A 13,228-nucleotide genomic window follows, 5' to 3' on the forward strand; every position below is an offset into this window, starting at 1 on the left:
GCGGTGAAGAAAAGCTTATCTCTCGTTCTCGCATCGGGTTCTCCGAGAAGAAAAGAGCTGCTTGCTCAACTGGGTTATGATTTTGAGATCGTATTGCCTGATGTTGAGGAAGCCAAACAGGCTCATGAGCAAGCACGAGATTACGTGTTGCGTCTTTCTTTGGAAAAAGCTCAGGCAGGCTTAGCGTTGGCTAAGCCTGATTCCGTTGTATTGGGCTCTGATACGGTCGTAGTATGCGATGACCGTGTGCTAGAAAAACCAAAAAGTTTTGAAGATTCAAAGCGTATGCTTACTGACTTATCGGGTCGTCGCCATCAAGTGATGACTGCGGTGAGCGTTGTATCATCGGAACAACAACATTCAGTGGTCGTTACCACTGACGTGTGGTTCAAACCACTGACTCACGAAGAAATCGAACAATATTGGCAGTCAGGAGAGCCATGCGATAAAGCTGGAAGTTATGGTATTCAGGGACTCGGAGGGCGATTTGTCACCCGAATCGAAGGCAGTTATCACGCTGTAGTAGGCTTACCTTTGTTCGAAACCGATCAGCTAATTCAAGAATTTTTATAATTGTTTTGAGGTGTGCACATGAGTGCAGAATTGCTGCTTAACGTGACCCCGAGTGAAACTCGTGTGGCCATGATTGAAGGTGGAGTACTACAAGAAATACATATCGAGCGCGAATCGCGTCGCGGTATTGTGGGCAATATATACAAAGGCAAAGTAAGCCGAGTGTTACCAGGCATGCAGGCGGCTTTCGTCGACATTGGTTTAGATAAAGCGGCGTTTTTACATGCGTCAGATATTGTTCCTCATACCGAATGTGTGGCAGAAAACGAAAAACAGCAGTTTCAAGTCCGTGATATCTCTGAGCTGGTACGCCAGGGACAAGACATTGTTGTGCAAGTGGTCAAAGATCCGCTCGGCACAAAAGGTGCGCGTTTAACGACGGATATCACCTTACCTTCGCGTTATCTTGTTTTTATGCCGGGGGCCAGCCATGTCGGTGTTTCGCAGCGTATTGAAAGTGAAAAAGAGCGCGAGCGTTTGAAAAAGGTGGTGAACCATTACTGCGATGAGCACGGTGGTTTTATCATTCGTACCGCGGCAGAAGGCGCTGATGAAAAAGAGCTCTCTCAAGATGCGGCATTTCTAAAGCGTTTGTGGCTAAAAGTCATGGAGCGTCGCTCAAAATACAAAACGCGTTCAACACTTTACGGTGAACTCGGCTTAGCTCAACGCATTCTGCGTGACTTTGTTGGCACAGAGCTCGATAAGATCATGGTCGACTCCCGCCTTGAATATGAAAACCTGAAAGAATTCACTTCTGAGTATGTACCGGAGTTAACAGATAAGCTTGAGCTTTACGAAGGTGACAAGCCAATCTTTGACATGTACGACACCGAAAACGAAATTCAGCGTTCTTTAGAGCGCAAGGTCGAGCTAAAATCGGGCGGCTATTTGATCATCGATCAAACCGAAGCCATGACCACCATCGACATCAACACGGGTGCATTTGTTGGTCGTCGTAATCTCGAAGAGACTATCTTCAATACCAATATAGAGGCAACGCAAGCTATTGCGCGTCAGCTACGTTTACGTAACCTCGGCGGTATCATCATTATTGATTTTATCGATATGGCATCCGAAGAGCATCGTCAGCGAGTACTTACCTCACTGGAAACGGCGCTGGCGAAAGACCGAGTAAAAACCAACATCAACGGCTTTACCCAGCTTGGCTTAGTTGAAATGACACGTAAGCGCACACGAGAAAGTATTGAACATATCTTGTGTTCTGGCTGTCCTACTTGTGAAGGCCGTGGCAGCGTGAAAACGGTCGAAACTGTATGCTTTGAGATATTACGCGAGATTACTCGTGTGAACCGTGCTTACGACGCCGATAATTTTGTCGTGTACGCATCGCCGTTTGTTGCTGAAGCGCTATTGGGCGATGAGTCTCATGCGTTGGCTGAGCTCGAAGTATTTATTGGCAAGCAAGTGCGAGTTCAGGCTGAACCCCTGTACATTCAGGAACAGTTTGACGTCGTAATGATGTAATTTGGAACATTTGTGAATTCTGGTGTTAACCGTTTTGGGCGTTTTTGTGCGTGGAGTTTAGTTACTGTATTGGTGTTATTAGCCATATTAGTAACCACGCTTCGCGTCACACTGCCGCAACTTAACCATTTCCAAGATGAGATCAAAACCTGGGTCAAACAAGGCACAGGTTTTGACGTTTCTATTGCCAATGTCGCAGGGACGTGGCGCAATAATCATCCCTCAATTGCGTTACTGGGTTTAGAGGCAAATCTACCAAACGTGCAAGATGCACGCTTCGCTGTTGAAGAAGTCCAAATTGAGTTCGACCTTATTCAATCTCTTTTTCAACTTAAACCTGTAGTTGCAGACCTTACCATTCATAACCTCGCTTTAGACATTCACACGGTAGACATTCTGCCAACTTCTCATCGTCAAGATCCGAAGCCTGAAGTGGATAAGAGCGAAGTGAAACTCATTGACCAACTCGACTCACTTCTTTTACGTCAGTTCGAAGACTTCACTATTAGCGATTCACGGATTTGGTATAAGTCTGTGTCAGGTGAAACTCGCCGTTTAGATATTGAGCAGCTTCGTTGGAGTAATCAAGGGAAGCGTCACGTAGCCGAAGGCACGGTTAGCATTGCCGATGTTCGCCTGAACTCATTGTTAGTAAGCGCTAACTTTAAAGATCATGGCTCGTTGCGCGATGTATCTGGTGAGTTTTACGTGAGTGCTCAAGATGTCTCGGTCACACCTTGGCTGACCACTTACATGCAAGAAGAGTCAGGAGCAGAGTCGGGTAAAGTCAGCTTAAATACTTGGCTAACGCTCAAGCATAGCCAACCGCATGATGCTTATGTTGAATTACTGCCTTCCGAGTTGGTGTGGAATGAAGATGGACATCATGAGCTGTTTATTGAGTCTGGAATTTTCAATCTTCGACCAGATAAACAAGGCTGGAAAGTAAATGGCCACTCACTTCAGATCAGAACCGACAACACCCCTTGGCCAGAGCTAGACGTCGCGTTTGATTGGCAACCAAACGGCTGGATGCTCAATCTCTCTCAAATCGACATCGAAGCACTCATTCCGCTCATCAAGTTGGCTCCAGAGTCAGAGTCGACCAGTGACCTTATTAACAAACTAGCACCGAAAGGTCGGGTCGAAGATGTCCGATTGTCAATGAACGGTGGTTTAGACACCTTACGCTACTCGGCTGAACTGGATGAACTCGCGATGACACAATGGGAGCTCCTACCCGGGTTTCATCACGTACAGGGCAGCGTATCGGGGGATGTGAATCAAGCTAAAGCAAAAGTCACCGTCATTGATGATGTCTTTCCGTACGGCGATGTATTCCAAGCTCCGCTGAATATCAAACAAGGTGAAGTCGATATTATCTGGCAGCAAGATGATGCGGGTTGGCGTTTGTGGGCGGATAAAGTGACGGCAGCAACGCCTGATCTTCAAGTCTTGGGGGCATTCCGTCTTGATTTTCCAAAAGAACAAAGCCCATTTTTATCGTTCTATGCCGAAGCGGATCTCTACAACGCGGGTGAGACATGGCGCTATCTACCGACTCTGGCACTTGGACAAGACTTGACCGACTATCTTTCGACCGCGATTCAGGGCGGTAAAGTGAACACAGCGAAATTGTTGTGGTATGGCGAGTTAGGTGATTTTCCTTACAAAGAACATAATGGCATGTTCCAAGCTTGGGTTGGATTAAAAGACGCGAAATTTAGCTTTGATACGGCATGGCCAACCATCACGGATTTGCAGCTAGACTTGCTGTTTGAAAATGATGCCATGTATTTGGATTCAAAATCAGCCACACTAAATGGCGTTCATGCCAAGCGTATCACTGGGCGAATCCCTGAGTTGGCAGAAGGTGGACACATCGAGATTGAAGCGAAAGCAAGCGCGCCGGGTAATGAAGTCCGTGACTACATGATGGCGACGCCATTAGTGGATTCAGTCGGTGCCGCATTGACAGCGCTGCAAGTGAGTGGGCCCGTTTACTCTGAGTTTCAACTCAACATACCGTTTGATTTTGAGAAAGACTCTCGCGCTTGGGGTTATGCCGATTTAACAGAAAATCGTGTTGATATTGAAGCGCCGCCAATGACGCTTGAAAACGCCACAGGACGTATCACCTTCGACAATGATGTGGTTACCACATCGGGTTTGTCGGCCGAATTATTACAACAGCCTATCTCTCTTGATTTCCATGGAGAGAGTGCGGAGCAAGGCTACAACGTGACAATTAATACACTAGGAGATTGGGATGTCGAGCCGCTCAAACCCTATGTCGGTGAGCGTTGGTTAAACCTTGTTTCTGGCCATGCGCCGTGGCAAATGGATATTGACTTGCAACTCAATGATGTTGGTTTCACTTATCAGCTTGAAGTGCTGGCGCAGCTAAATCGTCTGGCTAGTCAATATCCTTACCCTTTAGCGAAAAAAATTGGTGAGTCTGGGCAAGCGAAACTGCAAGCATCCGGCAACCAAGAGAGTATTTCAGCACGACTACAGATCCCAAATGTGAAGTATCAAACTGAGATAGATATCGCTGGCGATGTCCCGGTTCTGACTGCGACTCATTTAATGGTTGGCAAAGGTGGCTTCCGGATTAGTCCTATTGTCGGGCACGATGCTTCGGTGCGTGTCGAAGAACTGAATTTAGACCAATGGGCGGAGCTTGCGCAGGTCTCTGAGAGCAAGCCTTCATCGTCTGTTTTGGCAAGCATGAAAACGCCGACCATTCCATTGCCGACACGCATTGAAGTTGAAACGCCAAACTTACAGCTCGGTGGGATTGAGTTTCATGATGTGGATTTTTCAGCAAGCAAGAAAAATTTGAGTTGGCAACTCGATGTGGACAGTCAAGAGGTTAAAGGGAAAGCTAACTATCTGAAACCCTATGATCTATCGGTCTCTCTAGAGCACTTGCATCTGTACATCCCAGGGTTTGAAGAGATGACCAAAGAGCGCAGTTCAATCTTTGCGAGTGAAGATCAAAACGCACCTTTGATTACCAATTTTGACCGCAAGTTTCACGCTGAGATGCCAAACTTAACTTTGAATATTGATGATTTTTGGCTGCAAGGCTACAAAGTGGGCAAAGTGAATGTTGATTTGCAGCGTCGCGAGAACCGCTTGGAGTGGAAAAATATCACCTTTAGTAGCGGCAAAAACCGCATTGATATGAGTGGTTGGTGGGACCTGACGAAAGAGAGTAGTCATTCCAACTTAACCATGAAAATGAAAGGTGATAACAACACCGATCTTATGGAGCGCTTTGGTATTACATCAGGCATTCAACAAGCACCATTTGAGATCAATGCCAATATGGAATGGGACGGCGCACCTTGGTCAATGAAGACACAAACCTTGCAAGGAAACGTCTCAACGGAATTTGGTAAAGGCGTGATCAGTGAAGTTAGTGGTGCGGCACGCTTGTTAGGCTTGTTTAGCTTGGATTCTATCATCCGTAAGATGCAGCTCGACTTTACCGACGTATTCGATAAAGGCATGGCATTCAACTCGATCACGGGAACGGGCAAAATCCAAGACGGTGTGTTTATCACCAATGATATCGTAATGGATGCGTTAGCAGGGGAAATGCAAATCCGCGGCATCGCTAATATGAACAGCAGAATGGTTGATGCGGAAGTGAAATTCACACCAGACATCACATCAGGCCTACCAATGCTGACCGCGTTTGCCGTTGCGCCTCAAACTGCTTTGTATGTCTTGGCCATCTCTACGGTGATATCTCCGGTGGTTGAGGTCTTCACTCAAGTCAATTATGAAGTGAAAGGCCCACTAGATTCACCAACGGTGAAAGAAATTTCGCGAAGTAAAGGTGAATACAAGCTACCAGAAAAACTGCGTGAACAGGCCAAATAATTCACCGAATATAATGGAATAGGGAGGAAACACATGGAACGTGTTGGCATTATTCAAATGACTTCTGGTCCGGATATTAACGCGAATTTGGACTTCATCGAAAAACAGTGTGCTTTAGCGAGCAAGCAAGGTGCCAAACTTGTCCTTACTCCTGAAAATACAGTGCTATTTGCCAGTCGCGAAGCTTATCATCAACATGCAGAGCCACTTGGCAGTGGCATGATTCAACAGCGGCTCTGTGAAATCGCAAGAAAGAACCAGTTAACACTGATTGTCGGAAGCATGCCCATTCAAACCGCAAAAGGTGTCACGACAACAACACTTGTATTGCCGCCGCACGGTAAATGCATTGCTCACTATGACAAACTGCATATGTTTGATGTCGACGTAGCCGATGGTTATGGTAGTTATCGTGAGTCGGATACGTTTATGGCGGGTAATCAAATAGTCGTTGCGGAAACTGATATCGGCAGTGTTGGATTGAGCATTTGTTATGATTTACGTTTCCCAGAACTTTATAAAGTATTACGTCAAGAAGGAGCGGATATCATTGTGGTGCCTGCTGCGTTTACCGCTGTGACGGGGCAAGCTCACTGGGAAGTATTATTGCGAGCTAGAGCGATTGAGACACAATGTTGGATTTTGGCAAGCGGACAAACTGGAACGCATCCATGTGGACGAAAAACATGGGGACACTCAATGGTCGTTGACCCTTGGGGACGTATCCATAAACAGCTTCAGGATGAAGTAGGCTTATTGGTGACAGAGATAGATTTGTCACAAAGCCAACAAGTAAGGCAGAATATGCCGCTGACTCAACACAGTCGCTTTCAAAATGAATTGAGACGGAAATAAAAGAGCTAACTATGAGCACAAACCAAATAGAACAGGCACTCCTTGCCCCAAATGGTCTGACAGAACAAGACATTGCTGACACGCTTGCCAGCATTGCGACGCGCCAGATCGATTATGCGGACATTTACTTTCAGTCCAGCTGGCATGAGTCTCTGGTTCTAGAAGATAGCATCATCAAAGATGGCTCTTTTAACATTGATTGTGGTGTTGGTGTCCGTGCAGTAACTGGCGAGAAAACAGGCTTTGCCTACTCTGATCAAATCCAGCCTGAAGGCCTGAAGCAGAGTGCAATGGCGGCGCGCGGTATTGCTCAGCAAGGGAAAAATGGCAAAGTCCAAGCGTTTAAACGCACCGAAAACCAAGCGTACTACGCGGCTGTGAATCCACTAGCTGAATGGGAAAAGCAGCAAAAAACAGAATTGCTCAAATCTCTAGATGCTTACATCCGCACTAAAGAACCATTGATTAAAGAAGTTTCGATTAGCATCAGCGGTGTGCATGAGCAGATGCTTGTTGCGGCAACAGACGGTACTTATGCAGGCGACATTCGTCCTTTGGTGCGTTTGTCTATTAGTGTGCTTGCACAAAAAGGTGAACGACGTGAACGCGGTAGTGCGGGGGGCGGAGGCCGTTTCGGTTACGATTTCTTTTTAACGGAAAGCAATGGTGTGAAACAAGCTTTCCATTACGCAGACGAAGCGATTCGCATGGCGTTAATCAACCTTGAAGCAGAAGCAGCACCAGCGGGCATGATGCCAGTGGTATTGGGTTCTGGCTGGCCTGGCGTGTTGCTACACGAAGCGGTAGGTCATGGCCTAGAAGGTGATTTTAACCGGAAGGAATCTTCGGTTTTCTCTGGCAAAATGGGTCAACAAGTGACGTCTTCGCTGTGTACCATCGTCGATGATGGCACGTTAAAAGACCTTCGTGGTTCACTGAATGTGGATGATGAAGGGGTAAACGGCCAGTACAACACGCTTATCGAAAATGGTGTGCTGAAAGGTTACATGCAAGACAAGCTAAACGCGCGGTTAATGGGTGTGAACCCAACAGGTAACGGTCGTCGTGAGTCTTATGCACATTTACCAATGCCGCGTATGACCAACACCTACATGCTACCAGGTGAACATACGCCAGAAGAAATAATCTCGACGGTCGAGAAAGGGTTGTATGCGCCAAACTTTGGTGGCGGCCAGGTGGACATTACTTCGGGTAAGTTTGTGTTCTCTGCATCCGAAGCATACTTGATTGAAAACGGTAAAATTACGCGCCCTGTTAAAGGTGCGACGTTGATTGGCTCAGGTATCGAAGCAATGCAGCAAGTCTCTATGGTCGGTAACGACCTAAGTATCGACAAGGGCGTTGGCGTATGTGGTAAAGCAGGTCAAAGTGTGCCAGTTGGTGTTGGTCAGCCGACCTTGAAGCTGGACTCACTGACAGTGGGTGGCACTGAGTAACTCAGTCGAATCGTTATAAAAAGAGCGCTCATTAGAGCGCTCTTTTGCTTTGCGAGTCGGTGTCAATTACAGGTTTTCTTCAGCAAATTCCGCCAAGCGGCTACGAACCACGCCGTTGAGGTGAATATTTGCGCTGCCTTCAAAGTTCTTGAAGCGCTCAACCATGTACGTCAACCCTGATGTCACTGGGGTGAGGTAATGAGAGTCAATCTGCGCCAAGTTACCGGAGCAGACGATTTTGGTTCCTTCGCCACAGCGGGTAATGATGGTTTTGATTTGTGATGCAGTGAGGTTTTGACACTCATCAAGCAGTACAAACGCATTTTGAATCGAACGGCCACGCATAAAGTTGATCGATTTAAATTGAATGTTGGCTTTATCGCAGATGTACTTCAATGAGCCTTCAGTGCAGTGATCGTGTTTATGTAGTGCTTCCAAGGTATCGGTCACCGCCGCTAACCACGGCATCATTTTCTCCTCTTCGGAGCCGGGTAAGAAGCCGATGGATTCACCGATATCTGGCGTGTTACGTGTTACGATAATTTTATCGAACATGCTTTTTTCAATGGTTTGTTCCAATGCTGCAGCCATTGCCAGTAATGTCTTACCACTACCCGCCGCACCCGTTAGAATCACCAAGTCAATTTCTGGATCGAGTAAGGCATCTAACGCCATTCCCTGGTAGATATTTTTAGGTGTGATGTCCCAAGCCTTGCGATGCATTAGACGTTCGCGGCTCAGGTCGAGAAGCGTTAACTTGTCTTCATTGATGGTTTCTACGCGACCAGCAAAGTCACTGTCTTCATCAATGACGTATTGGTTGATAAAGGTTGGGTCGAAGGGCTCGCGACTGAGTTTGTGGTAAGTTTTTCCGCCCAGTGCATAGCTTTCTACTTCCTCAATACCGCTCCAGAAATCACCTTCACGCAATTGAAAGCCTTTGGTTAGGTATTGAATGTCATCAATTAGTTGGTCGGTTCTATAGTCCTCAACAAAACGCACACCAGCCCCTTTGGCTCGCAGACGCATGTTGATGTCTTTCGTGATCAGTACCACTTCACGTGGTGCACGTTTATTTTGCAGATAAAGCACCGCGTTGAGAATACGGTTGTCACCGGCTTTGTCGGCGAAGGCTTTGACGGTTTCCTGCAGTTCAAAATCCGCCAAAATGGAAATGGTACCCTGGTCGGGGTTGTCTTTAGAAACAGGAATGCCTTCAGAGATTTCATCTGGCGTTGCTTCTTTAAACAAATCTTCCAAGGTGCGAATAGCCACGCGCGCATCTCTTGCAACGTCGCGCTTACTGTCTTTGATTCGGTCGAGTTCTTCCAACACGGTCATGGGGATAACGACATCGTGTTCTTGGAAAGAGAAGATGGCAAAGGGTTCATGAAGAAGAATGTTGGTATCGAGTACAAACAGTTTCCGATCGGTATCGCCCATAGCGTCTCCTTGCCGTAGTACGGCTCTGCATGCGAGTTGTTAGGTCGTTTCCAAATAAGTGTGAAGTGACCTAACTCTGATTGCTTGCAATAGAGGTTGTCGGGCTGATGTCGGCTAGTGTGCAACCGAGTAGCAAGACAACTTACTGCAAACCCGTGTTGATCCTAATCGTGTACTAACGCGCTTAAATCATATGCAATGGTTTTAAACGCCCCTCATTAGAAGTATACGTAATATTTACGTTCTACAACTTAATAATTGGCATGAGTATTTTACAATTTGATTGCATTTAGAGTTTGGGAAAAAAAGTTTCTGCTTGGTGCGGTTTCGGCGTGACCTAAATCACAGCTTCAAGTAAGATTAGCGACCTTTTTCTGCGTATAGGCTACGTCCGATTTATCATGTTGAGCTGGCTTAAAAAATACTCAGTTCATACTGAAATGACGAATGCTATCGGCATAGCAGAAGCCAGAATCAGATCTAAACTATTATCCATGCCCACGGGCATGAGTAGACCAACAAGAAATACGAATCAAGAACTAATAACGAGGTAGTCAATTCATGACATTTGCTTTGGGGCAGCGCTGGATTAGCGATACGGAAAGCGATTTAGGTTTAGGTACCGTTGTAGCAATGGATGCTCGTACTGTGACATTGATGTTTGCAGCGTCAGAGGAAAACCGAGTTTACGCACGTAACGATGCACCTGTTACCCGAGTCACCTTTAATGTTGGGGATGTCATCGATTGCCAAGAAGGTTGGTCTCTAAAAGTAGAAGAAGTACTGGAAGATGAAGGTCTTTACACCTATTTCGGTACTCGTGAAGACACGCAAGAAACCGCTGTTGTTCTGCGTGAGATTTTCCTTAGCAACCAAATTCGTTTTAACAAACCTCAAGATAAGTTGTACGCCGGTCAAATCGACCGTATGGACAACTTTGTTCTGCGTTACCGTGCGCTAACCAACCAGTTTGAGCAGCATAAGAGCCCAATGCGTGGCCTATGCGGTATGCGTGCAGGTTTGATCCCTCATCAGCTTTACATCGCGCACGAAGTTGGCCGTCGTCACGCGCCACGCGTCTTGTTGGCGGATGAGGTAGGTTTGGGTAAAACCATTGAAGCGGGTATGATCATCCACCAACAAGTTCTGTCTGGTCGTGCCGAACGCATTTTGATTGTGGTGCCTGAAACACTGCAGCATCAATGGCTGGTTGAGATGATGCGTCGTTTCAATCTGCATTTCTCTATCTTTGACGAAGAGCGCTGTATCGAAGCGTTTGCGGATGCAGAAAACCCATTTGATACTCAGCAATATGTGCTGTGTTCTTTGGATTTCCTACGCAAGAGCCGCAAGCGTTTTGAACAAGCACTGGAAGGTGAATGGGACCTACTGGTTGTTGATGAAGCGCATCACCTTGAATGGAGCCAAGATAAACCGAGCCGTGAATACCAAGTGGTAGAAGGCTTGGCTGAACGTACTCCAGGTGTGTTGCTACTGACTGCAACGCCAGAGCAGCTTGGTCGTGAGAGTCACTTTGCTCGTCTGCGTTTGTTGGATCCAGACCGCTTCTATGATTACGAAGCATTCGTTGAGGAAGAAGAGCAATACGCGCCCGTAGCTGATGCGATTACTTCACTCTTTTCCGGTGAAAAGCTACCTAATGAAGCAAAAAACCAGATCACTGAGTTATTGTCTGAACAAGACGTAGAACCACTTTTCCGCATTATCGAAAGTGAAGCGGACGAAGAAGCTAAAGCGTCGGCACGCCAAGAGCTGATCGATAACTTGATGGATCGCCATGGTACAGGGCGTGTTCTGTTCCGTAACACGCGCGCGGCCATCAAAGGCTTCCCTACGCGTAACGTGCATCTGATGCCAATGGATATTCCACCGCAATACACTACATCAATGCGTGTTGCTGGGATGATTGGCGGTAAGATGAGTTCTGAAGCACGTGCGATGAAGAACCTTTACCCGGAAGAAATTTTCCAAGAATTTGAAGGCGATGACGCGAGCTGGTGGCAGTTTGACTCGCGTGTGAATTGGTTGCTTGAAAAAGTAAAAGAGAAGCGCAGCGAGAAAATCCTCGTGATTGCTTCTCGTGCGAGTACCGCGCTGCAATTGGAGCAAGCACTGCGTGAGCGTGAAGGTATCCGCGCCACTGTTTTCCACGAAGGTATGTCGATTCTTGAACGTGATAAAGCGGCGGCTTACTTTGCGCAAGAAGAAGGTGGAGCACAAGTTCTTATCTGTAGCGAAATCGGCTCTGAAGGTCGTAACTTCCAGTTTGCCAACCAACTTGTCATGTTCGACTTGCCATTTAACCCAGACTTGCTTGAGCAACGTATTGGTCGTTTGGACCGTATCGGTCAAAATCGCGATATCGACATTCATGTTCCTTACCTGAAAGGCACATCGCAAGCGATCCTAGCACGTTGGTTCGATGAAGGCCTGAACGCTTTTTCGGAAACCTGCCCAACAGGCCGTGCTGTTTACGATAAGTACTCCGATGATCTGATTGAAATTCTTGCCTCTGGTGATACCAGCACGCTAGATGAGATCATTGAAGCGTCAGCAAAAATGAATAAAGAGCTGAAATCCCAATTGGAGCAAGGCCGTGATCGCCTATTAGAAATGCATTCGAATGGCGGAGAAAAAGCACAACAAATCGTTGAGAAAATTGAATCAACTGACGGCGATACCAATCTGGTCACCTTCGCACTTTCTCTTTTTGACACGATTGGCTTGAATCAAGACGATAAAGGTGAAAACGCCCTGATTGTGACCCCATCTGAGCACATGATGGTGCCAAGCTACCCAGGTCTGCCATACGAAGGAGCGACGATCACGTTTGATCGTGATACAGCGTTATCTCGTGAAGATATGCACTTTATCAGTTGGGAACACCCAATGATCCAGGGTGGTATCGATCTTCTTATGAGTGAAGGGGTGGGGACGTCTGCGGTATCTCTATTGAAAAACAAAGCGTTACCAGTCGGGACTATTCTTCTTGAGTTGATTTACGCGGTAGATGCGCAAGCGCCAAAACGCAGTGGTATCGCGCGCTTCTTACCGAAAACGCCAATCCGTTTAATGATGGACTCGCGTGGTAATGATTTGTCTGCTCAAGTGGAGTTTGAAAGCTTTAACCGCCAGCTCAGCCCTGTAAACCGTCACTTAGGTAGCAAGTTGGTTACGTCGGTACAGAAAGATGTACACCGCTTAATTGAAGCCGGTGATGTTCTTATTGAAGAGAAGGTTGAAGAAGTACGCAAACAAGCTCATCAAGATATGCAGCACAGTTTGAATGCAGAGCTTGAGCGTTTGCAAGCACTGAAAGCGGTGAACCCAAATATTCGTGACGAAGAAATTGAAGCTATCGACGCACAAATTAAAGAGCTCACTGGTTACATCAACCAAGCTCAGGTTCAGCTCGACTCGCTGCGTTTGATTGTGGTGAGCCACAACTAAGTAAGTATTTATTGCTCATTAAAAAGGTCTTCAGTTGAAGACCTTTT

At 46.7% G+C, this 13,228-nt stretch carries 7 protein-coding genes; 6 read left to right on the forward strand and 1 reads right to left on the reverse strand.

Going from position 1 to position 13,228, the window contains the following annotated elements; all coding sequences use genetic code 11:
- Positions 1-3: 3 nt before the first annotated feature.
- The 5 genes from R7Q47_RS17265 to tldD are packed head-to-tail and all read left to right on the forward strand — an operon-like array spanning position 4 to position 8,267.
- Positions 4-573, forward strand: coding sequence for a Maf family protein (locus R7Q47_RS17265; protein WP_017821310.1), 570 nt, complete (start codon positions 4-6; stop codon positions 571-573).
- An 18-nt stretch (positions 574-591) separates the two neighbouring features.
- Positions 592-2,061, forward strand: a complete 1,470-nt coding sequence (rng, locus tag R7Q47_RS17270; protein WP_005381138.1) for a ribonuclease G — start codon at positions 592-594, stop codon at positions 2,059-2,061.
- 12 nt (positions 2,062-2,073) lie between these two features.
- Complete coding sequence (locus tag R7Q47_RS17275) at positions 2,074-5,955, forward strand: YhdP family protein (protein WP_318089270.1); 3,882 nt, start codon at positions 2,074-2,076, stop codon at positions 5,953-5,955.
- A gap of 33 nt (positions 5,956-5,988) precedes the next feature.
- On the forward strand, positions 5,989-6,810 hold the full coding sequence (locus R7Q47_RS17280; protein WP_104979749.1) for a carbon-nitrogen hydrolase family protein: 822 nt from the start codon (positions 5,989-5,991) through the stop codon (positions 6,808-6,810).
- Positions 6,811-6,821: 11 nt separating this feature from the next.
- The gene (tldD, locus tag R7Q47_RS17285; protein WP_206949688.1) at positions 6,822-8,267 is read left to right on the forward strand and encodes a metalloprotease TldD; all 1,446 of its coding nucleotides are present in this window, start codon (positions 6,822-6,824) and stop codon (positions 8,265-8,267) included.
- Between the two features lie 66 nt (positions 8,268-8,333).
- Here the strand turns inward: tldD and R7Q47_RS17290 are convergent, their stop codons facing one another.
- Complete coding sequence (locus R7Q47_RS17290; protein ID WP_005381133.1) at positions 8,334-9,710, reverse strand: PhoH family protein; 1,377 nt, start codon at positions 9,708-9,710, stop codon at positions 8,334-8,336.
- Between the two features lie 561 nt (positions 9,711-10,271).
- Between R7Q47_RS17290 and rapA the strand changes: the two genes are divergently transcribed.
- Positions 10,272-13,181, forward strand: a complete 2,910-nt coding sequence (gene rapA / locus R7Q47_RS17295) for an RNA polymerase-associated protein RapA (RefSeq protein WP_025767610.1) — start codon at positions 10,272-10,274, stop codon at positions 13,179-13,181.
- The last annotated feature ends 47 nt before the right edge of the window (positions 13,182-13,228 follow it).

The sequence above is a fragment of the Vibrio sp. Vb0349 genome (genome assembly GCF_033338975.1).